Raw genomic sequence first — 23311 nt, 5'->3', positions numbered from 1 at the left:
TCTGAAATAATTTTTTCATGACACAATTTTAATTTTTATTCTGGATTTTTTAAATATATTTGTCTTTCTTAAAACTATTATTCTAAAATTCTCTCCTATAATTTAAAATAAATAAATCTAATATGAAAAGACTCATCCTATTATCCGTCTTATTATTGTCTCAATTTGGGACATCACAATTATTAAAAACTGACGGACAGAAAATAATTAATGACAAAGGAGAAAACATCCAGCTGCGAGGCTTGGGCCTTGGTGGGTGGATGCTTCAGGAAGGATATATGCTGAAAACAGCCGATTTTGCAGGGCCTCAGTACAAGATCAAAGAGAAGATCGCCGAATTAATTGGTGAAGATGGAATGAAAGATTTCTATAAAGCTTACCTTAAAAACGGCATCACCAGACAGGATATCGATTTTCTTACTCAAGCGGGATTCAATTCTGTAAGGCTTCCGATGCATTATGATCTATACACTCTTCCCATTGAAAAAGAACCGGTAAAAGGACAGAATACATGGCTGGAAGAAGGCTTTAAAATGACAGATGATCTTCTGAAATGGTGTGCTGCCAATAAAATATATCTGATCCTTGACCTTCATGCAGCACCTGGTGGGCAGGGAAATGACGTTAATATTTCAGATAATGATAAAACAAAACCCTCCCTCTGGGAAAGCATTGAAAACCAAGAGAAAACGATTGCTTTATGGAAAAAGCTTGCTGAACGGTATAAGGATGAACCGTGGATCGGAGGTTATGATCTGATCAATGAACCAAATATTAATTTCACCGGAAAAAATCCGAACGGTACCGACGAAATGTCGAATGCTCCACTCTGGAAGCTGCAGAAAGACATTACCACTGCTATTCGTGAAACCGATAAAAAGCATATCATATTTATTGAAGGAAACGGGTGGGGAAATAATTACAACGGACTGATCCCGATTTGGGACAGCAATATGGCATTCAGCTTTCATAAGTATTGGAATTATAACAATGATGAAACTATACAGTCTATCCTAGATCTCAGGAAGAAACACAATATTCCGATCTGGCTTGGGGAAACCGGAGAAAATTCCAATGTATGGTTTACAGAGCTGATCCAGCTTCTGGACAGACACAACATCGGATATGCATTCTGGCCGATGAAAAAGATCGATAATATTGCAGGAATTACGAATGTCAAAATCACTCCTGAATACGAAAAACTCCTGAATTACTGGAAAAACGGCGGCGAAAAACCTTCTAAAGACTATGCAACAAAAGCATTGATGCAGATTGCCGAGAATTATAAATTCAATAATGTCGAAATCAAAAATGATGTTATAGATGCCATGTTCAGACAGGTTAATGACAACTCTGCAAAACCCTTTAAAAACCATCAGGCTCCGGGAAGAATATTTGCTTCGGACTATGATTTGGGAAGAATGGGTTCAGCCTATCTGGATAGGGATTTTGTCAACCTTTGGGTAAGTGATCCGAAGAAAAGATCGGAATGGAATTCCGGACAGCAGATGAGAAATGACGGTGTGGATATTTACCATGACAGTGTTACCAATACTTATTATGTGGGAAAAACGGAAGCGGGAGAATGGCTTCAGTATACCATTGATGCAAAATCTGAAAAAAACTATACCTTCAGCATCAGGTATGCAGGTAAGAATAATACTGGTATCAGACTGGAAGATGCTTCGGGAAAACTGCTGGCCAAAGTTTCACTGCCTTCCACCGGAGGAGATGAAAACTGGAAAACAGTTTCAGTTAAGAACGTCTCTCTGAAGAAAGGAACAAATAAAATCAGGCTGCATTTTGAAAGCGACGGTTCCAACCTGAATTATTTTGAAATAGAGTAATAATTTATCTTAAATTGCAAATCCCTTTTAGTATCTGAAAGGGATTTTCTTTTAATCATTATACTATGAAAAAAATAGGACTTTTCTTTCTTCTGATCTCGTCGCTGGCTGTAGCTCAAAAATCTGTTTTAGAGCAGAAAATAAACTCTATTATTAAAGATAAAAAAGCAACCGTTGGAGTTTCGGTTCTTGGCTTTGAAAATAATTTCAAATACAGCAAAAACGAGGATATGCCATTTCCTACTTTAAGTGTTTTCAAATTTCATATTGCCTGCGCAGTGTTAGATCTTGTGGATAAAGGAAAACTGTCTTTGGGTCAGAAAATATTCATCAGTAAATCTGATCTGATGGAAAATACATGGTCTCCGTTTCGGGAAAAGCATCCCGATGGAAATATTGATGTTTCCTTAAATGAAATAATCGATTATACCGTTGCATTAAGTGACAATAATCTTTGTGATGTTCTGCTGAAACTCATTGGCGGAACAAAAACGGTTCAAGGATTTATGGATTCCAAAGGGGTAAAAGGCTTCCAGATTAAGTACAATGAAAATGAAATGCACAAAAACGACTGGAAAGCACTTTATGAGAATTACAGTACAACGAATTCTGCTGTACAGCTTCTTAAAAAGTTCCATGATGGAAAATTGCTTTCCAAAAAGTCCACAGATTATCTGATGCAGATTATGATCGGTACAAAAACAGGCACCAATAAAATTGTTGAACAGCTTCCTAAAAACACTCCTGTAGCCCATAAAACGGGAGCTTCCGGGAAAAATAACGAAGGACTTACCATTGCAGAAAACGATATGGGAATCATCACCCTTCCGAACGGAAAACATTACGCAATTGCCATATTTGTAAGCAATTCCATGGAAAGTAATGCCGTGAACTGCAGATTGGTTTCTGATATTTCTAAGGCAGTCTGGGACGATTTTAATAAGTAAAATATTAAGCTTATTTTTAAAGCTGAAAAAACCGGTAATTTTTTGTTCTTTAATCCGGAAAAACTATGAATATGAAAAAAATAATATTAACAACATTTCTTTTCTGTTCTGCATTCTTTTTTTCGCAAAAGAGTATGAGCTATGTACGCATAAGCTATGGCAGCATCTGCTGTGGAACACCCTCCACAAAACCTGTGATGGATTATCTGAAAAAGTTTGAGAAAAACAATCAACTGAAAGCTTTTGAAATCTTGAAACAAGGAGGCTTAGGAAGAGAAGGTGAGTTTACTTTATACATCGGAACAGACAAACTGGGTAAAAAACAGAAAACTGCTTTCAGAAAAGGCCTGCAATCTGTTATTACTTCACAAAACAGAACCAGAAAACAGAACAGTGACGGTACAGTGGATTTCGATCCCGCAGTGACTGTCTATAAATCTGATTTAGCAGATATTAAAAATTTAACTATCTATAAAAAATAAAAGAAAAAAATGATCAAAAACATTGTAGTTATTGGAGCTGGAACCATGGGAAATGGAATTGCGCATACTTTTGCACAAAGCGGATTCAAAGTAAATCTGGTGGATGTATCTCAGGATGCTCTGGACAGAGGACTGAAAACAATTACAACTAACCTTGACAGAATAATCGCAAAGGGAAACCTTACGGAAGAGCAGAAAGCTGAAACACTAGGAAACATCAGCACTTTTACTGAACTTAAAGAAGCGGCAGGCAGTGCAGACCTTATCGTAGAAGCAGCCACTGAAAATCAGGATCTGAAACTGAAAATCTTCGGACAGATGGATGAATTTGCACCTGCGAACTGCATCCTGGCTACCAATACTTCTTCTATTTCCATCACAAAAATCGCTGCGGCTACCAAAAGAGCGGATAAAGTAATCGGAATGCATTTCATGAACCCGGTTCCTATCATGAAGCTGGTAGAAATCATCAAAGGATATTCTACTTCCAAGGAAACTTTTGATGCTATTTATGAAATGAGCAAAACACTGGGTAAAGTCCCTGTGGAAGTGAATGACTACCCTGGTTTCGTAGCCAACAGAATTCTGATGCCTATGATCAATGAATCTATTGAAACGCTTTACAACGGTGTGGCAGGTGTAGAAGAAATTGATACGGTAATGAAGCTTGGAATGGCACATCCGATGGGGCCTCTTCAGCTGGCAGATTTTATCGGTCTTGATATCTGTCTTGCTATTCTTAATGTAATGTACGACGGTTTCAAAAACCCTAAATATGCACCGAATCCGCTTCTTGTAAACATGGTAATGGCCGGAAAACTGGGTGTAAAGTCAGGAGAAGGTTTCTATGATTATTCGGAAAGCAAAAAAGCTGAAAAAGTTTCAAAAATGTTTTTGAAATAACTGAATGAAATTAAAGGAAAGAAATATCCAAATAGCAATGGTCATCATCACTGTAATGATGACCATTCTTCGTTTTATATTAAATGAAAAAGGAAGAGTAAATCCTGATTCTATCCGCTTCATGAGATTTGCGCATGTTCTTCCTACTATTGACAATACTACCACTCCGGTAGGCTATCCTGTTGGCATCAGGTTGTTTACATTTCTAGGCTTCGATGAGTTCTGGGGAAGTAAGGCTCTTGGACTTGCCGCTTATCTTTTTATTATTTATTTCTGCTGGAAAAAAAAGTTCTATAAACGTGAAGCCATTGCAGTATGCGGATTGTTCAGCTTTGTTTCATTGTTTGCTTATACGATGAGCGAAGCCCTTATTATTCCTTTTGTATTCTTATTTTTATATACTGCCTCGCAGATCATAACAGGAAAACTTGAAAAAGGAAAAGCTATTTTTTATCTTTCCCTTTCATTAATTGCTCTTTATAATATCAGATACAGTGCTTTATTCTTCATTGGAGGAACCGGCCTTTACGGCTTAATATTTTTGAGAAAAAAGTATTCACTGGTATTTATTATTTCCAGTATTATTGGAATCCTGTTTGTGGGAGCTTATAAACTTTTATTTATTGATTATTTTAATGAAAATTATATCAAGCAGGTTCTGATCATGGGAATTCACCCCACTTCCAAGCTATTGAAAGAACTGATACAGGGATTGACAACTTCATTCAATCCTTTCATCCATATTGCAGATCCCCGGGGAAGCTTCATCAATTATGGTATTTATGGTATTGGGGCTTTGAATATCTTTTTGATGATTTATCTTCTTGTAAAAAATAAGCTGTCCGAAACGGAATATTTCTTTAGCATTATCAGTATTTCCGGCATTGTATGCTCTTATTTTGTTCAGTATTTTTATTCGGTCATCCCTCTCGATTACAGGATTATAGGACCTTTTATAATTCCTGTATGGCTTATTTACTTTAACAGACTTTTCCGGATCTTCAATACTAAAACCTATGTAATCACCGGACTAAGCTTACTGTCCGGACTGGCTTTCACATGGCTGTCTAAAGGAAATTATCTTGAAAACAGAAAAGCGGCCTCAGATTTTTTAAAGAGTGAGAAGCTGGATAAAGTTCCTATACAGTTTTTTGTTTTAAATGAAGAAAGTCTGGAAAGAATACAGGTTGCTGAACTTTTAAGTACAGTAAATCCTGATATTACCCTTACTTTCAAACCTGAGGATACACTTCGGAGAACGACTCTTACAAGGTATAAAGTTTTGCAAAAAATTAAAATCAACAGGAACAAATATCAATAATTTTATTATCTTTGATTAAAGTTAAAATATAAAAAAATGAAATTACCAAAGTTTTTATTAGCAGACAATTCGGAATTTCCTGAAGATTTATTCGTAGTTCACACAGAATATCCAAGATTTATCTTAAACGTTGAGGAAGAGGAAGTTGAGTGGCTAGATGATTTGGAAGGTGACGATGAAGAAACTATGGCAGACGAAGCTACAAAAGTTGTAGAGGCTGCATTTAAATGGTGTGATGAAGAGTTGGCTAAGTACGACGAAGAAGAGGAAGAATAATAACTACCTAAACATAAAAAAGGAACTCAAATTGAGTTCCTTTTTATTTTATTCCGCTTTATTGAATTTCAACAGCAGTAAATTGTCTTTGTAAAGCTCTAAGGTAGTCCCGGAAATCACATATTTATTAGCTTTCCCTACCATATCCATAAAATTCTGCTCAACGCTCATATTGTTGCACATCATTTTTGTAGATCCCATTTGTCCGGCAGAAAAATCGCCTGTAGAAGGATCTATTTTAGCTGTCCCGAAATAGTTGTTGCATCCCCCATTTCCATTGATCTTTTCGCCTTCGATATTAAGGGTCGGAACCTTACCTTTTACGTTATCAGCCAATGTCCATTTCGTATTGGCCAGTGAAGGCTGTGCTTTTCCTACTTTAGATGCAGAAGCACTGGACATTGTACCGCACGATGCCAGAATAGCAGCCGCACCTATACTTAAAAAAAGATTTTTCATTTTTTTCTTTTTGATTTAGTCAAATTTAAGGAAATTATATTATTTAAACGGTTTGTGAAAGATTTTATTACTTTCGAATGTTCTCTATTTTAGAATTATTTTTTTTCTCACAGATCTGGTTGATTGAGCAGATTTCTATACTTTAAAAACATATACGATAAGATTATGTAGAATTTAATTTGCAATGATTACAAAACAAAAAAACGGGCTAAAGCCCGTTTTTTTTGATATATTTTTTATCTGAATTAAGATCTTAATTCTGCGTTGTATTCTTTTTGGAATGCTTTGATCAGAGAATCCATTACTTCAGAAATTTCCTTCTCTTCCAATGTCTTTTCCTCATTAAGAAGTTCAAAGCTCATGGCATAAGATTTTTTTCCTTCCGGAAGATTCTTTCCTTCATACACATCGAATAAATTAATCCCTTTAATGAAAGGAGATTTGTTCTTTTTCGCTGTCTGATAAAGATCCTCATAGCTTATATTCTTATCGATCAATAAGGCAAGGTCTCTTCTGATTTTATTGAACTTAGGAATATCCTTAAACTTAAGAACATTTTTAGAACGTAATTCCTGAGCCAACTCAAGTTCTATTTCTGCATAGAAACATTCCTGATCAATATCAAAATCTTTCAATAAAACCGGAGATACTTTTCCAATTCTTACTAAAGTTTTTCCTCCGGCTTCATAAGCTAATGAATCGGAAAATCTTTCGTCTGTTAAAGCAATTTCTTTATAATCAACACCCAGTTTTTCTAATAATACTTTTACATAGGCTTTAAGATTGTAGAAACTTACTGCAGATTTAGGCTGAAGCCAGTTTTCAGCAACATCTCTTCCTGTAACAAGAAGGGCCAGCTGTTTTCTTTCTTCATATTTATCTTTTTTATGGTAAATTTTTCCGAATTCAAAGAATTTGATATCCTGATTCTTTCTGTTGATGTTGTACACTGCGTTCTGAAGAAGCCCTTCCAATAAAGATTTTCTCATGAACGCCAGGTCTCCACTCAATGGGTTCAGCAATTTTACGGCATCGGTTTCATCTTTTACAGAAGTCAGCGAGTTATTCATAGCTTCGTTAAAACCAAGTCCCTGCAGTGTTCTTGCCCAGTTATTTTCCAGCTCGTCCTGATCGTTAGCACTTAATTTTACCGGTGTAAAAGATATTTTCTGTGGGGCATCAATCTTATTGTATCCGTAAATTCTCAGAATCTCTTCAATTACATCAATTTCTCTCGTCACATCAGCTCTGTAAGCCGGTACAGAGATTTCAAGTCCGTTCTGGATCTCATTTAAAACCTGGATCTCGAGAGATTTTAAGATTTCCTTTACTTTCTCTCTGTGGATCTTTGTTCCTAAAATCTGTTCGATCTTTGAGAATCTGATGATCACATAATTATCTTCAATCTTCTTTGGATATTCCTCTAACAGATCCCCAACCAATTTTCCTCCGGCAATCTCCTGGATCATTTTGATCGCGTGAGTTATTGCTGTTCTGGTAATATTGGGATCTACTCCCCTTTCAAATCTGAAAGAAGCATCTGTATTTAAGCCATGAAATTTAGCCCCTTTTCTTACGGCTACCGGGTTGAAATAAGCACTTTCCAGGAAGATGGTTTTCGTTTCATCAGAAACTCCTGAATTCGCACCACCGAAAACCCCTGCAATACACATTGGGTTATCTTTCCCGTCTTTGATCATCACTTCAGAACCATTCAAAGTTCTTTCAACACCATCCAGAGTGGTGAATTTTGTTCCTTCTTTTACAGTTCCTACTTTCACTTTGCTGTCAGCAATCTTGTCTGCATCAAATGCATGAAGAGGCTGTCCGTAACCGTGAAGAATATAGTTCGTAATATCTACAATATTGTTGATCGGGTTTAACCCGATTGCTTTCAGCCTGTTTTTTAGCCAGGCAGGAGATTCGGCTATTTTCACATCTTCAATAACAGCCCCTATATATCTTGGACACAGCTCGGCGTTTTCCACTTCCAACGTGAAGTTATGTGAACCCTCGCCATTCAAAACCTCAGAATTCACTTTCTCAAATGTTGATTTCTGTTGGTTGGTTGAAAGAAAAGCATGAAGATCTCTTGCCACACCATAATGTGACATCGCATCTGTTCTGTTAGGCGTTAAACCAATTTCGATCACCTCATCAGTGGCCAATTCAAAATAGTCAGCAAAGTTCTTTCCTACTTCATATTGGGTTTCATCCAAAACCATAATTCCACCGTGATCATCACTAAGGCCAAGTTCATCTTCTGCACAGATCATCCCCTGAGATACCTCACTTCTGATTTTAGCTTCCTTGATCTCAAAAAATTTTCCAGTTTTATCATAGATCTTAGTTCCGACAACAGCTACAGGAACCGTCTGTCCTGCTTCAACATTAGGAGCGCCACAAACGATATTTAATATTTTCCCATTCCCTACATCAACTGTTGTTTTCTTTAGTTTATCTGCATTCGGGTGCTTTTCGCAGGTCAATACTTTTCCTACTACAATACCTTCCAGACTGCCTCTTACACTCTCAAATTTTTCTATCCCCTCCACTTCAAGACCTATATCTGTCAGGAATTCTCCAATCCTTTCCGTTTTCAGTTCCGTTTTGATAAAGTCTTTCAGCCAGTTGTTTGATATTTTCATTTGCTATATTTTGAAAAAAAATTATTGAATTTTCGCACAATATGTACTGTACGATTTTCCCGTACAAATGTCGTGTTTTTTTAAGAAATAGAGAAATTTAGGAATCATTTTAAAACAAATAGTTTTTATTAATTTCTTCTTGTTGAATGAGCAAGTTTTCCTATAAAAAAAGATAAATTCGTTGATATTATCTTTAGAATTTGCAGTTATTCACTAAAATTAATCTTTTAAAAACCAGAACTCATTTAAAATAAAAAAAAGAGACTGAAAAAAAATTCAATCTCTTATATTTTTATTGGTTTCAAATATTACAACCCGATTACCGGCATTGATAACATCAGAATATTTTCACTTTCTTCAAGACCGTCAAGAGGTTCTATGATTCCTGGTCTGTTTGGCTGAGACATTTTCATAGTGATATCGTCAGAACCTAAAATGGTAAGCATTTCCGTTAAAAACTTGGAACTGAAACCAATATTGATGTCTTCCCCGTTATAATCGCAAGGAATCTGCATATCCGCTTTGTTTGCATATTCTGTATCTTCTGCATGAAGATGAAGAATATTGGCAGACAGCTTAAATCTTACCTGGTTGGTAGATTTATTGGACATGATTGATGCTCTTTTGATCGCTCCCAGAAGAAGATTTCTGTTGATCGTCAGTACATTTGGATTCTCTTTCGGAATTACCGCTGTATAATTAGGGTATTTACCATCTATCAATCTACAGATCCAGATATGTTTTCCAAAAGTAAATTTAGCCATATTCTCATTGAAGTCGATGGTAACGTCTTCGTTGGAGCTGGCCAGAATATTTTTGAAAATGTTCAAAGGTTTTTTAGGCATGATGAATTCCATTGGCTCGGCATTCATCAGATCTGTTCTTTTATAAACTACCAGTCTGTGGGAATCTGTAGAAACAAAATTGGTTTCATTTTCTCCAAACTGGAACAATACTCCGGTCATTACGGGACGAAGAGAGTCATTGCTTGTTGCAAAAAGAGTGTTTGTCAATGCTTCAGATAAAACTCCTGCCGGCATAGCTACACTTTGAGCCGCATCAAATTCAGGAAGTTCCGGATAATCGTCGGCGTTATCCAGTGCTACAGCGAAATTGTCTTTCTCATCTAAAATCTCAAGCTGGCTTCCGGTTCCTTCTGCATTATCCTTTACAACGAACGTTAAAGGCTGTTCTCCATACGTCTTGATAAAATCTTGAAAAATTTTAGCAGGAACGGCAAATTTACCCGAATCATCAGACTTTACGTCCAGAGAGGTAACAAGAGTAGTCTCGCCATCAGATGCTGTAATGGTAACGTTATTTCCGTCTAATTCAAAAAGATAGTTTTCTAAAATCGGTCTCGATTGAGAGCTTGATATTACGCCACTTACAGTTTGCAATGCTTTCTGCAGTTCACCACTTGAAATAATAAATTTCATAGATTTAAAAATAAGTTTCTACAAATATAATAAATAGAAACTATAATGAAAAAAATAATCTTAAGGAGTTTTGAACAAATATCATTAAGCGGTTTTAAGACATGATTTTAATGTCCGTATTTACTTCTAATCATTAATTCTGATCAAAATCTGATCTTTATTTTCTCATTGGTGAGTGAATATAAGTATGAAAATGGATCCTGAATATTTCACTTGTATCAAATTACAAATCCTATCTTTGTTAAAAATAAGCTATGCAAAAACCGCCTGTTCACAGAAGTTTTTTAAATGCTTTCCGGGGTATTTTCCTGATGATAAAAACGGAAAGAAATTTCCGGATTGAACTTGCTGCTTTCTTGATAAATCTGATTCTGATATGCTATTTTAAGCTTTCATCAATTGATATCATGCTTATTCTTGTAGCGTCAATAGGTGTTTTAAGTGCTGAAATATTCAATACAGCCATAGAAAAGATATGTGATATGGTTCAGCCTGATTTTGATAAAAGAATCGGTTTTATTAAGGATATTTCTGCCGGAGCCACTCTTCTGATGACAATTGGGTCCGTTGTTGTGGGAGTTATTGTTTATTGGAAGTATATATTTCAATAAAAAAGCATCCCGAAGAGGAATGCTTTGTAGTTTTTAAGAGCAGTGAAAGTCCCAGGATTCGGAGGTCATACAGCCGTTAAATTTTGGACAATACCAGCCATAAGGATAATTACAATATCCGTTTTCATCAACAGGGACAGTAATCAAAGGTGGGTTTACCCCTTTTCCATTTACATTTTTCAGTTCCTGTCTTTTAAGTTTTTTTAGATTTTTCATACTTTTTTATTTGTAATCCTAAAACTACAAATAAAATTAATATTTCACTACGTTAAGATAAATTAATCTTATAAATATTTTTCTATAATTGGTATGGCAGTTTCAGCCATTACGCCGTAGCCTTTTTCATTGGGATGAACACCGTCTCCGGAAAGTAAAATTTCCTTATCTCTTAAAAATACAGTATAAAAATCAATATAATGCAAGGTATTTTCAACCGCGATATCTTTAAGAATCTGATTATAAACCAGAATTTCCTCACCTGTTCTTAATTTTCCAGTTGCAGCCTGTACTCCATCTATTTTCCGGGAAACCGGAAGAATGCTTACCAGATAAATATCATTCGTATACTGTTTTGCATGATGAATAGCTTCAATCATATTATTTCTAAACTGGACAGTACTTACCATAGGTACTCCGTCCTTTATGGCCAGATCATTGGCTCCGTACCCAATAAAAACTATATTTCCTTCTGCTGAATTTCTGGCTGCCAGCTCATAAGGCATCCGTTTTAACAAGCCCTCTGTTGTTTCGCCTCCTATTCCCAGATTAAAAAGAATCAATTCGTTGCTTCCTTCATGAAACTGCTGCAGGGCATATCTTTTAAGAATATCAACCCAACCTCCGAATACTCCGTCATATTCTCCATACGTAATGCTGTCTCCGAAGAACAGCCCATAAATCATTTTCTTCATATTAAAGATGTTAGATATTAGAAATTAGATGTTAGTACTGTTGGAATATAAGCAATACTGTTGAACACAATTCATTATTTATCATTCGTCTAATATCACTCCAAAATTAGTGTAATATTTTTGTGTGATTCTATAATTTCAACTAAAATTTCAAACAGGGTCTGGCCTTTTCCTGACAGCAAATCCTCCAGTTTTTGCTGCATTAATTGTATGTTAAATGGTTTTCCCTGTCTGATCTTGTTCTGGTAAAAATTCCGGGTGGATTCGAGGCCTAGATCTTCTTTTGATTTTTGGGATTCTTTCCATATGATCTCAATTTCTTCTCCGCCTTCAAATACACCGAAACCACCATACAGAATGTCGTCAAAGCCGTCCAGTGTTCCTGCTTTCCAGTCTATATCTTTCATCAACACTAAGGAAACCTCATGGTAGAACCCAGGAAGATCTGAAAAGTGCCTGCCATCGATTGTGATTATTCTATTTTTATCTGACTCCAACCCTGTTTAATTTTTATAAGCTTAATCCTTGTAAATATAAAAAATGACCGCCATTCAGTGGCGGTCATTTCTATTTTATTTGAAGTATTCTACTCCGTTTTTGAATATATTGTGGTAATTCGCGGTCGGTATGTTTTTCATGAGGCCTTCTGCAAAACGCTCAGGATGTCCCATTCTTCCGTAAATCTTTCCGCAAGGGCTGGTAACTCCTTCAATTCCGAATAATGAGTTATTGGGGTTGAAAGGCATTCCGTGGGCAATATTTCCGTCAAGATCAATATATTGGGTAGCAATTTGTCCGTTTTCATAAAGCTTTTTGATTTCTTCTTCGGAAGCCATGAAACGCCCTTCCCCGTGAGAGATCGGAATGGTGAATACCTGATCTTTCATTTCTTTTAACCAAGGGCTTTCATCGTTGACCACTTTTACATTGACCATCTGGGAAATATGTCTTCTAATGGCATTGTGGGCCAGTGTCGGAGAATTTTCGTCCAGATCTTTGATTCTTCCATAAGGTAGCAGACCGGATTTAACCAATGCCTGGAAACCGTTACAGATACCGATGATCATCCCGTCTCTGTCCAATAGTTCGTGAACAGCGTTTTTCATCTTCTCGTTTTTCAGAACGTTTACAATGAACTTTGCAGAACCATCCGGCTCATCACCTGCTGAGAAGCCGCCTGAGAATGCAAGGATCTGAGATGTTCTGATCTCCTTCACCCATGCATCAATGCTTTCATCCAGCAATTGGTGGCTGATATTTTTCAAAGGCAGGCTGCTGATCAGAGCACCTTCTTTCTGGAATGCATTCAGGGTATCGTACTCGCAGTTTGTTCCCGGAAATACAGGAGCAAATACTTTCGGCTTGGCAATTCCGTGTTTTTTAATAATAATATTTCTTGGATGGATTGAGTTTGATTTCTCATCAATTTCAACCGTCAGTTTTTCTTTTTCCTTGGTTGGGAAAAGGTTTTCGAAGGTTCCGGTATACGCTGCCAGAAGATCCAGGATAGGAGATTCCATACCATTTATCGTTAAGACACCTGAGCCTTTTACTTCACCGATCTGCTGAAGAGAACCATTACTCAACTCTTCTTTTGATTCTATGATTAGGCTACCGATATTCTTAGCCAGTAAAGCATTTTCGTCAATACTGATTTCTGCTCCAAGCCTGTTTCCAAAGCTCATTTTGGCTAAAGCTACCGCAGCACCTCCTTCTTTAACAGTTTTTACCGAAACAATTTTTCCGGCTTTGATGTTTTCAAAAATAAATTCGAAAATTCCTTTTAAGCTTTCATAATGAGGAAGTCCGTTTTCCTGGGGAATATGGTTGAAGAAATATATTTTGTTTCCAGCCTGTTTGAATTCCGGTGAAATTACATTTTTCTTTTCACCGTTGGCACAGGCAAATGAAATCAAAGTCGGCGGAACATTCAGATCCTGATATGTACCGCTCATAGAATCTTTTCCTCCGATAGCCGCAAGACCTAAATTGATCTGGGCATCATAAGCTCCTAAAAGAGAAGCTAAAGGTTTGCCCCATTTCTCTGGATTCTGGCCCAGTTTTTCGAAATATTCCTGGAAGCTTAACCTGATATTTTTGTAATCACCTCCCATGGCAGCAATTTTAGCAACACTTTCTACTACGGCATAAGAGGCTCCCAGCAATGAATTTTGTTTTGAAATTCCGGTATCGAATCCCCAGCTTGCGAAGGAAACAGTTTCAATATTTTTTGCTCCTAAGATTGGTAGTGTCTGAGCACTCCCTTCCATCAACGTCTGTTGGTATTTTCCACCTAAAGGCATCGCAACAGTAGTTGCACCGATGGATGAATCAAACATTTCCAGCAATCCTTTCTGGGAAGCTACATTTTTATCGCTTAATATTTTAAGGAAGTTCTCTTTTGTAAAAGATGCTGCTTCTTCTTTTACTTCTTCAAGATGAGTAATTTTTACATCCTGTGATTTTGAACATCCGTTGGTATCTAAGAATTCTCTTGAAAGATCAACAATTTTATCGCCTTTCCAGAACATCTGCATTCTACCTGAATCCGTCACTTTTGCTACTTCTACAGCTACAATGTTTTCATCTTCACAGAATTTGATAAATTGCTCTTTATCTTTCGGATCAACTACAACCGCCATTCTTTCCTGAGATTCGGAAATAGCAAGCTCAGTTCCGTTTAATCCTTCATATTTTAAAGGTAAAACATCAAGATTCACTTCTAAAGAATCTGCAATTTCACCGATGGCTACAGAAACACCTCCTGCTCCGAAATCATTAGATTTTTTGATGAGTTTTGTTACAGCAGGATCTCTGAACAGTCTCTGGATTTTACGTTCTTCAACGGCATTTCCTTTCTGAACTTCAGAGCTCATCGTATGAATAGAGGTTTCGTCCTGCTCTTTTGAGCTTCCGCTTGCCCCGCCAACACCGTCACGACCTGTTGCACCTCCTAAAATAATGATGGAATCACCATTTGCTGGCTTCTCACGTCTCACCCAATCAATAGGAACTGCTCCGGTAACGAAGCCTACTTCCATTCTTTTGGCTTTGTAACCTTCATCATAGATTTCCGAAACCATTGTAGTGGCCAGACCAATCTGGTTTCCGTAAGAGGAATATCCATTGGCAGCCTGTTTTGTAATGGTTTTCTGAGGAAGTTTTCCCGGTAAGGTTTTATCAACCGGTTCTAAAACATTGGCAGCACCAGTCAATCTCATCGCCTGGAATACATATGATCTTCCGGACAAAGGATCTCTGATAGCACCTCCCAAACATGTTGAAGCACCTCCAAAAGGTTCAATTTCTGTAGGGTGATTGTGGGTTTCGTTTTTGAATAATAAATACCACGGCTCTTTTTTACCGTCGTACTCAGCTTCGATCTGGATGGTACATGCATTGATCTCGTCTGAAACAACAAGATTCTCCAGATTACCTGTTTTATGGAAATATCTTCCGCATACTGTTGCCAGATCCATTAAAGAGATCGGCTTCAGCTCACGGCCTAAGAATTTTCTTTTTTCGATATAATCATTGAAAATGGTTTCCAATGTATGTTTGAAATCTCCTTCAAACTGGATGTCTGACAATTCTGTTTCAAAGGTGGTATGACGGCAGTGGTCACTCCAATAGGTGTCTAAAACTTTCAGTTCCGTTTCGGTAGGATTTCTTTTTTCTGTTTTAAAGTATTCCTGAATAAATTTCAGGTCATCCAATCCTAATGCAAAACCGTGATTATTGTAAAAATTTTCAAGCTCAGCATCATCGAAACTGATGAAATTTTCGTGGATCAAAACTTTTGTCGGAATTTCATCTGCAGGAATATTTAAGGTAGAAAGATCTTTTTCCTGAGACTCCACTTTATTGATCAGAAGATCCTTGATTTTTACAAGCTCTGCTTCAGAAACTCCTTCAAACCGGATCAGTTTCCCGCTTCTTACTTTAGACTTTTCATTCTCCGTCAATAAAGCAATACACTGTTGTGCAGAATCTGCACGCTGGTCATATTGGCCCGGCAAAAACTCCATGGCAAAATAAATTCCTTCGGCAGGATTTTCTTCATGTAAAATATCAGTAACCGGATCTACGAAAGTGCTGTTGACCACCTTTTCGAATTCACCATCATTCAAATTGAAAATATCGTACACATTGTACACTTTCACACTTTTGATTGACGGCACAACCGCTTTTACTTCATCAAAAATTTTTGGACTTTCTACATCGAAAATACCTCTTTTTTCTACGAAAATTCTTTTGTTATTAGACATTAGATGTCAGATTTTAAATATTAGATTTATTACTTTCTTTTTAGTTTTTCAGAACCAAATACATGATTCTTTATATTTTATAACTTTAACGTCAGATTATTGTCATCCGCTTTATCTATTTCCCCAAAATGTTTTGTATACATTTATTCTCTTTCCCTATTCCGACCGATATGGAATAAGCCCCTGATTTTTCTTTTAATTTTTCACATTAGCCTCCATGATGGCGTATATCTCTTTCTGGTTTTCAAAAACTTTTCACAGACAGAAAAATCAATAAAAAATCGAAAGTTTTTTCATTATAATGACGTTCATTTATAATTTATTTGGGTTATCGGGATGTTCTTTCTGAAACTGTTCGGCCTTTTCTGTCTCATCTTTCAGCCATTTCTGAAAAGGAATTTTTTCATTTTCAAATTCAAGTGCAAAAATATTTTTACCATCTTCTGAAACTATAAACTTAAAATCCGATATTCCTGCTTCCGTTTTTCTATAATCATACGTATTTACCTGATAGAATGGAAAATTTTCTTTTGGTCTCTCTACAATTTCAAAAAATAATTTCTTTTCATTATCAGAGAGTTTTGTATAATGATTTACATAATAGATTTCTGAAAGCTTTTTGTTTTGTATATTGAAAAACTGAAGAATGGTCTTCTCTTTTTCATTATAATTAAATGGGTTTGGAAAATATTTCCCTCCAACTTCTACTGCATTTTCTGATTTTGAAACGGGCTTTACAATTTTCCCTTTGAAATCCATTACTCCCCATGTTCCGCCAACGATTGCTTTGTGCTCATCTTCTGTTTTTTCCCAGTCACAGCCGTCGCAAAAAGCAGCGTAGCCATACTTGAAAGGCGATGCAAAATCATGACTTGGTTCTATAACAACTTTTCCATTTCTGTCTGCAAAACCTACTTTTCCATTTTTAACGAATCTTCTTAAACCTTCGGAAAAATAATCTGCTCCATTGTCATAAAAGAAAGGTCTGTAAAGGAAATTCCCTTTTTTATCGTAGACATATCCCCATGCATTTTTCTCTTTTGCTTCTCCTGTTTTAAACCCATCAAAATAAATGGTCTCCCCTTCAACTAATTCTCCATTTTCAATGTTTGAAAAAATTTTAAACTGGGCCGGAACAATAATTTCATCTTTCTGATTTTTAACTCCAACCAAAGAATCTTTTGAAATAAAATATTTTAAGACCTCTTTCTTCTGGGAAAAAGAAAGGATGGGTATCAGGGAAATGAGTAGAAGAGTTTTTTTCATGTTGAATATAAAATAAAAAATGCAGCCCAAAAGGACTGCATATGTTTATACTTTAAGATCAGCCTCCAATCCTATCAGGTCTTTATTTTTATCCAGAATTGGCTGAACTTCATTACTGATGAACTCCTCTGTCTGGATCGGTGCGAAACCTATAAAGTTTTTAGGATCTAAAACTTCTTTTAATTTTGATTTATCTAATTTTAAAGAATCATCATTTAAGATTCTTTCAATAAGGTCATTTTCTTTTCCTTCTTCTTTCACTTTTTTAGAAGCTTCCATAGAATGAACTCTGATCACTTCGTGAATTTCCTGACGGTCACCACCAGCCTTCACTTCTTCCATGATAATGTATTCCGTTGCCATGAAAGGAAGCTCTTCCATAATATGCTTGTTGATTCTGTTCGGATATACAACAATTCCGTTCATGATATTATTCCAGATCAATAGAATAGCATCAACAGCAAGAAATGCCTGAGGAATCGTCAGCCTCTTGTTGGCAGAATCATCCAGTGTTCTTTCAAACCATTGGGTAGAAGCTACCATCGCAGAACTTGTCGTCAAAGACATTACATATTTTGCCAATGCTCCGATTCTTTCACTTCTCATTGGATTACGTTTGTAAGCCATTGCTGATGAACCGATCTGGTTTTTCTCGAACGGCTCTTCAATTTCTTTAAGGTTTTGAAGAAGACGTAAATCGTTGGTGAATTTATGAGCAGACTGAGCAATATTCCCTAATAAAGCAACTACTTTAGCATCGATTTTTCTGTCATAAGTCTGACCAGAAACACCGAATACTTTTTCAAAACCGAATCTTTTTGAAAGCTCTTTATCTAAATGTTTTACTTTGGAATAGTCACCATTGAAAAGTTCTAAAAAACTTGCAGCAGTTCCTGTAGTTCCTTTTACTCCTCTGAAACGAAGTGTTTCCAGGAAAAAATCCAGTTCTTCAATATCAAGAACCAAGCTCTGCAACCAAAGTGTAGCCCTTTTTCCAACAGTCGTCAGCTGAGCTGGTTGGAAATGAGTAAATCCTAAGGTAGGAAGATCTTTATACTGAATAGAGAAATCAGCTAAGTTTTTCATGACGTTAACCAGCTTTTTCTTTAAGATTAAAAGCCCGTCACGGATCTGAATAAGGTCTGTATTATCACCTACAAAAGCTGAAGTAGCACCCAAGTGGATAATTCCTTTTGCTGAAGGCGCCACATCACCATAGGTATGAACGTGAGCCATTACATCATGGCGGAATTTTTTTTCATACTCAGCTGCTTTATCATAATCGATATTTTCAGCATTAGCTTTCAGCTCAGCAATCTGCCCGTCTGTAATATCAAGACCTAAGTCTTTTTCAATTTCAGCCAAAGCGATCCAAAGCTTTCTCCAGGTACGGAATTTGTTATTATGTGAGAAATTAAACAACATTTCTTCACTGGAATAGCGCTCTTCCAATGGATTTTTGTAGGAATTCATTCTTTCTTTTACTTTTTAGATGTACAAAAATAAGGATTTTCAGTGAGAGATGAAAATTGTGGATGCTGTTTTAAATTTTAGTTAAATTTGGTTATTTTATTCGTGTTTTTAAATAAGCTAAAATCTGTTTTTACAATTTATTTTACAGAAATAATTTTAATTTTTCAACAAAAGGTGATTTTGTTTCAATTTATTTTCTAATTTAGTAAGGTGTAGAACTTAAAAGTTTACAGAAAAAAAATAACAAATCTAAAATCAAACTTATTATGAAAAATCTAAAAAAATTATCAAAAAGTGATTTAAAAATGATTTCGGGAGGATGGGTTCCTCCACCGGGTGGATATTGCCCTGCCGGTACTTGTCAATATACAGAAAATGGACCATGCAGAACTTACGACCCTGATAAATGTTATTAAAAAATATCTGACCTGAAATATTAATAAAAACCAGATCAGCGTAACCACCGTATTATACAAAAAGCCGTTCTTCCGAACGGCTTTTCTTTTGTTTACAGAAGCAAAGAGTGATTACTATAGAGCAAGTCCACACTCTGTCCCTACAGGTATGCATTTTTTCACAAATGAACACCAGAAATAGCCTGGCAAGCACATAGGAATACCTCCCTGAACTGTTTTCAATTCTTGTTTTGTAAGTTTTTTTAGATTTTTCATATAGTATTTTTTACACTTTCCTACTCTATAAGCTTTTCGGATTCCGCTATGATTTGGTCACAGCAATATACATTTTTTAGTCGGAAGTGTAATTTAATATTTATTTTTTATTTTTTTCAAATTATCAAAGAGTATTTTTAATTGACAGACAAGTCAAAATCCACCCTGGTTTCATAAAAAAAGCCACTCTTTTCCGAGTGGCTTTTGTGTATTAAAATTGGATCACTGATAAATCACAACATTATCTTTTTTAAGCTGATATCCTTTTTTCTTAAAAGGAACCAAAACATAAGCTTCTTTAATATAGCTTCCACTTTTCCACATTTTGCTTTTTCCTTCTCTGGTAAGGATGATGCTTTTTGCATTTCCGTCCGGGATGAAAATTTCAGCCCTTTTCATATCTTTACTGAAAATAACAGCTGTCATAGAAGTGTAACTTTTATCTGAGCTCACTTCCTTTAATTTGATTTTCTGTTCAAAAACCCTCACACAATCATTTTTGATCTGTGAATACGTATAGCCTGCTGAACCTATACAGCCATGAACATCTCTGTCACCTCCTAAAACTGGAGATTTTTGTTGGGTAAAGGCTAAAGAACTGACGAATATTGCGCCCAATAAAATAGTTTTTCTCATAGTAAAATATTAATGGTTTTAGTTTTATACAATAACAATAGTAACAAGGTATTAGCTAACCTAAGATACAAAAAAAACACTTATTTTGAAGGGTTTACAAAATATATTATTTAATTATGTATCTCCTAGATATTATATCACCAGAGCTGGTTCCGATCATATTATACAATTCTCCAGGCTCCTAGTAGAAAATATATGTTCGTAGAATTACACTCTTTATTCAATTAAAAAAAAGAGACTGCCTTAACGGACAGTCTCAATTGTATTTTATAAATCTGGATTTACTGATAAATCACAACATTGTCTTTTTTAAGCTGATACCCATTCTTTTTGAAAGGAACCAATGCATATCCATCTTTTTTCCAGATTTTACCTTTTCCTGCTCTTGTAAGAATCAGGCTCTCTCCATCCGTATCCGGAACAAAAACTTCGGCTTTCTTCAAATCTTTACTAAAAATCACGGCAGCCATTGAAGTAGAGCTTCCTTTAGGGGCAACTTCTGTTAATTTAATCTTCTGCTCAAATACTCTTACACAATCTTTTTTGATCTGGGAATAAGTATATCCTGCAGAACCGATGCATCCATGTGCATCTCGATCACCACCTTTGATCTGTGCAAATATAAAAGAACCCAAAAACATTGCGCCAAGTAAAATCGTTTTTTTCATAATTATTATCTTAAAGTTATAACTGTGCTATTAAAAATCATGCCAAAAAAAGGGAAAAAGCCATTCAAAAGAATGGCTTTGGTTAATATTATTTAGTCCAGTTGATCTTTGAATGTTTCACATCATCAGAATTGGTTCCGATCATGATATCAAATTCTCCCGGTTCCCAGTCAAATTTCAATTCTCCATTGTAGAATTTCAAGCTTTCTGGTGTAATATCGAAAGTTACTTTTTTAGATTCTCCTTTTTTTAGGAAAATTTTCTGGAATCCTTTCAGTTCCTTTACCGGTCTGGTAATGCTGCCTACCAGGTCTCTGATATACAGCTGCACCACTTCAGCCCCGTCATAATTTCCGGAATTAGTAACCGTTACTGAAGCCTGAATCGTTTGATTTCCTTTTGGATTCGGGTTTGAAACTGACATATCGGAATAGCTGAATTTAGAATAACTCAGACCGTAACCGAATGGATATAGTGGTGTATTACACTCATCCATATAATTGGAACGGAATCTTTCATACACACATTTATCGACTTTATCCTGACTTAACGGGCGGCCAGTATTTTTTGCATTATAATAAATAGGAACCTGCCCTAAGCTTCTCGGGAAGGTCATCGGAAGTTTCCCTGAAGGATTTACTTTCCCGAATAAAACGTCTGAAATAGCATTTCCTGCTTCTGATCCGGCAAACCATGCGTTCAGGATAGCATCAGGTGTATCTTTTACATTGGTTAAAGCTAACGGTCGCCCTGTGTAAAGTACCAGCGCGATCGGCTTTCCGGTCTTTTTCAGTTCATTTAATAAATCAACCTGTGACTGGGGAATGGTAATTTCTGTTCTTGATGAAGACTCCCCGCTCATTTCGGCAGATTCTCCAATTGCCAGAACGATAACGTCTGCTTTGTTGGCTACGTCAACTGCTTCTTTCAATAATTCTTCTTTAGAACGATTATCCCTGTCTGTTTTTTTACCGTGAGCTGCATAGATATCTTCTAATTTGGCATCGTAATCAATATTAGCACCTTTTGCGGAAAGGAATTTCACTTCTTTTCCATAATTAGCCTGAAGACCCTGCATTAATGAAACTGAGGCAGCATGTTTTGTGGCAACACTCCATGTTCCCGCCATATTCAGTGAGTTATTAACCAATGGTCCGATTACGGCTACTGTACCGGATTTTTTCAGTGGCAATACATTATTCTCATTTTTTAATAAAACCATAGACTGAGCTGCTGCACTTCTTGCTATGTTACGGTTTTCCATATTGTAAACCTCTTTTGCAGCCAGTTTTGCATCACCGTAACGGTAAGGATCATCGAATAATCCAAGATCGTATTTTGCTTCAAGAATTCTTCTTGCAGCCATATCGATCTCAGCTTGCGTAACTTTTCCTTCGTCAAGGGATTTTTTCAGGGTTGTTAAAAATCCTTCTCCTACCATATCCATATCTACTCCGGCCTTCAGGGCTAAAGCAGATACCTGCTGAAGGTCTCCCATCCCGTGTTCTGTCATTTCATTGATCCCGGTATAATCGGTCACTACGAAACCTTTGAAGTTCCACATTTTTCTCAGAACATCAGTCTGCAGCCATCTATTTCCGGTTGCCGGAACTCCGTCCACTTCATTGAAAGAGGCCATTACAGAAGCTACTCCTGCATCTACCGCTGCTTTATATGGAGGAAAATATTCGTTGAACATTCTCACATGACTCATGTCCACCGTATTGTAATCACGTCCGGCTTCTCCCGCTCCGTATAGTGCGAAATGCTTTACACAGGCTAAAATGGTATTACCGGCGGAAAGATCTTTTCCCTGATAGCCATAGACCATATTTTTAGAAACTTCGCTGCCTAAATAAGGATCTTCTCCGGAACCTTCGGAAACCCTTCCCCATCTCGGCTCACGGGAAATATCCACCATCGGCGAGAAAGTCCAGTTGATCCCGTCTGAAGAAGCTTCTTTCGCAGCAACTCTTGCAGACTGCTGTACCAGGTTCATATCCCATGAAGCAGCAAGGCCTAATGGAATCGGGAAAGTGGTTTCGTAACCATGGATGACATCCATTCCGAAGATCAAAGGAATTTTCAGACGGCTTTTTTCTATAGCGACCTTCTGAACAGCTTTGATTTTATCAGCTCCTTTTATATTAAATAATCCTCCTACTAATCCCTGCTCTACTTTTTTTCCGATATCTGAACTTTGAGCCTGTCCGGTTGTAAAATCTCCGGAGGTAGGCAGGTTGAGCTGGCCAATCTTTTCATCTAAAGTCATCTTAGACAAAAGATTCTCTACGAAAGCTTTTCTTTTCGCCTGATATTGGGCTGTCTGGTAAGACTGCACCGGCTTGGTTACCATTTCCTGTGCGGAAAACACAGGTGAAAGTGCTAAAGCTGCGAGTACAATTAACTTTTTCATAAATCTATCTTCTTAAATTATAGTTCTAATTTTATTTTATTGTTTAACCGTGGGGTCTTTTTTTGTTGG

At 36.5% G+C, this 23311-nt stretch carries 21 protein-coding genes; 8 read left to right on the top strand and 13 right to left on the bottom strand.

Annotation, left to right across the window (positions count from 1 at the left end; genetic code table 11):
• Positions 1–122 precede the first annotated feature (122 nt).
• The 6 genes from ACTJIV_RS06275 to ACTJIV_RS06250 all read left to right on the top strand — a co-directional run bounded on the left by ACTJIV_RS06275 (position 123) and on the right by ACTJIV_RS06250 (position 5776).
• Complete coding sequence (locus ACTJIV_RS06275; RefSeq protein WP_440626343.1) at positions 123–1847, top strand: cellulase family glycosylhydrolase; 1725 nt, start codon at positions 123–125, stop codon at positions 1845–1847.
• A 65-nt stretch (positions 1848–1912) separates the two neighbouring features.
• Entirely contained in the window at positions 1913–2794 is an 882-nt protein-coding gene (bla-A, locus tag ACTJIV_RS06270; RefSeq protein WP_111954815.1) for a CGA/CIA family class A beta-lactamase, read from the top strand.
• A 71-nt stretch (positions 2795–2865) separates the two neighbouring features.
• A complete protein-coding gene (locus ACTJIV_RS06265; RefSeq protein WP_111955077.1) occupies positions 2866–3276 on the top strand; it encodes a hypothetical protein in 411 nt (136 codons plus the stop codon).
• 12 nt (positions 3277–3288) lie between these two features.
• Entirely contained in the window at positions 3289–4179 is an 891-nt protein-coding gene (locus ACTJIV_RS06260; RefSeq protein WP_174772308.1) for a 3-hydroxybutyryl-CoA dehydrogenase, read from the top strand.
• Between the two features lie 4 nt (positions 4180–4183).
• Positions 4184–5500, top strand: a complete 1317-nt coding sequence (locus ACTJIV_RS06255) for a hypothetical protein (RefSeq protein WP_440626340.1) — start codon at positions 4184–4186, stop codon at positions 5498–5500.
• A gap of 36 nt (positions 5501–5536) precedes the next feature.
• The gene (locus tag ACTJIV_RS06250) at positions 5537–5776 is read left to right on the top strand and encodes a hypothetical protein (RefSeq protein WP_007845674.1); all 240 of its coding nucleotides are present in this window, start codon (positions 5537–5539) and stop codon (positions 5774–5776) included.
• Between the two features lie 48 nt (positions 5777–5824).
• On the opposite strand, the gene ACTJIV_RS06245 is transcribed toward ACTJIV_RS06250, so the two are convergent.
• From ACTJIV_RS06245 to dnaN, 3 genes are all read right to left on the bottom strand, one after another.
• The gene (locus ACTJIV_RS06245; protein WP_073335269.1) at positions 5825–6235 is read right to left on the bottom strand and encodes an META domain-containing protein; all 411 of its coding nucleotides are present in this window, start codon (positions 6233–6235) and stop codon (positions 5825–5827) included.
• Positions 6236–6480: 245 nt separating this feature from the next.
• Positions 6481–8883 (bottom strand): phenylalanine--tRNA ligase subunit beta, encoded by a 2403-nt coding sequence (pheT, locus tag ACTJIV_RS06240; protein ID WP_111954809.1) that lies wholly within the window; start codon positions 8881–8883, stop codon positions 6481–6483.
• A 308-nt stretch (positions 8884–9191) separates the two neighbouring features.
• On the bottom strand, positions 9192–10322 hold the full coding sequence (gene dnaN / locus ACTJIV_RS06235; protein ID WP_111954807.1) for a DNA polymerase III subunit beta: 1131 nt from the start codon (positions 10320–10322) through the stop codon (positions 9192–9194).
• Between the two features lie 254 nt (positions 10323–10576).
• Between dnaN and ACTJIV_RS06230 the strand changes: the two genes are divergently transcribed.
• Entirely contained in the window at positions 10577–10933 is a 357-nt protein-coding gene (locus tag ACTJIV_RS06230; protein WP_440626336.1) for a diacylglycerol kinase family protein, read from the top strand.
• A 33-nt stretch (positions 10934–10966) separates the two neighbouring features.
• On the opposite strand, the gene ACTJIV_RS06225 is transcribed toward ACTJIV_RS06230, so the two are convergent.
• The 6 genes from ACTJIV_RS06225 to purB form a co-directional block, all read right to left on the bottom strand.
• Positions 10967–11149, bottom strand: coding sequence for a bacteriocin-like protein (locus ACTJIV_RS06225; RefSeq protein WP_111954803.1), 183 nt, complete (start codon positions 11147–11149; stop codon positions 10967–10969).
• Between the two features lie 68 nt (positions 11150–11217).
• Positions 11218–11844 carry an SGNH/GDSL hydrolase family protein gene (locus ACTJIV_RS06220; RefSeq protein ID WP_336378501.1) on the bottom strand — a complete coding sequence of 209 codons (627 nt, stop codon included), beginning with the start codon at positions 11842–11844 and terminating at the stop codon, positions 11218–11220.
• A 95-nt stretch (positions 11845–11939) separates the two neighbouring features.
• A complete protein-coding gene (locus tag ACTJIV_RS06215; RefSeq protein WP_440626334.1) occupies positions 11940–12341 on the bottom strand; it encodes a ribonuclease inhibitor in 402 nt (133 codons plus the stop codon).
• Between the two features lie 75 nt (positions 12342–12416).
• The gene (locus tag ACTJIV_RS06210) at positions 12417–16112 is read right to left on the bottom strand and encodes a phosphoribosylformylglycinamidine synthase (protein WP_440626332.1); all 3696 of its coding nucleotides are present in this window, start codon (positions 16110–16112) and stop codon (positions 12417–12419) included.
• Between the two features lie 312 nt (positions 16113–16424).
• The gene (locus tag ACTJIV_RS06205) at positions 16425–17378 is read right to left on the bottom strand and encodes a WG repeat-containing protein (protein ID WP_440626330.1); all 954 of its coding nucleotides are present in this window, start codon (positions 17376–17378) and stop codon (positions 16425–16427) included.
• 45 nt (positions 17379–17423) lie between these two features.
• Complete coding sequence (gene purB / locus ACTJIV_RS06200) at positions 17424–18851, bottom strand: adenylosuccinate lyase (RefSeq protein WP_111954791.1); 1428 nt, start codon at positions 18849–18851, stop codon at positions 17424–17426.
• A 266-nt stretch (positions 18852–19117) separates the two neighbouring features.
• Between purB and ACTJIV_RS06195 the strand changes: the two genes are divergently transcribed.
• Positions 19118–19267, top strand: coding sequence for a bacteriocin-like protein (locus ACTJIV_RS06195; protein ID WP_157963361.1), 150 nt, complete (start codon positions 19118–19120; stop codon positions 19265–19267).
• A 114-nt stretch (positions 19268–19381) separates the two neighbouring features.
• On the opposite strand, the gene ACTJIV_RS06190 is transcribed toward ACTJIV_RS06195, so the two are convergent.
• The 4 genes from ACTJIV_RS06190 to bglX form a co-directional block, all read right to left on the bottom strand.
• Positions 19382–19522, bottom strand: coding sequence for a bacteriocin-like protein (locus ACTJIV_RS06190; protein WP_146897008.1), 141 nt, complete (start codon positions 19520–19522; stop codon positions 19382–19384).
• 222 nt (positions 19523–19744) lie between these two features.
• Positions 19745–20158 carry a hypothetical protein gene (locus tag ACTJIV_RS06185; protein WP_223559173.1) on the bottom strand — a complete coding sequence of 138 codons (414 nt, stop codon included), beginning with the start codon at positions 20156–20158 and terminating at the stop codon, positions 19745–19747.
• A 281-nt stretch (positions 20159–20439) separates the two neighbouring features.
• Positions 20440–20826 carry a hypothetical protein gene (locus ACTJIV_RS06180; protein ID WP_223559172.1) on the bottom strand — a complete coding sequence of 129 codons (387 nt, stop codon included), beginning with the start codon at positions 20824–20826 and terminating at the stop codon, positions 20440–20442.
• An 88-nt stretch (positions 20827–20914) separates the two neighbouring features.
• Positions 20915–23242, bottom strand: a complete 2328-nt coding sequence (bglX, locus tag ACTJIV_RS06175; protein ID WP_440626326.1) for a beta-glucosidase BglX — start codon at positions 23240–23242, stop codon at positions 20915–20917.
• Positions 23243–23311: the final 69 nt, after the last annotated feature.

The organism is Chryseobacterium sp. 22532, from assembly GCF_052044665.1.
GTDB lineage: Bacteria > Bacteroidota > Bacteroidia > Flavobacteriales > Weeksellaceae > Chryseobacterium > Chryseobacterium lathyri.
Note: the sequence above shows the minus strand (reverse complement) of the source record. Positions and strands in the feature narration are given on the sequence as shown.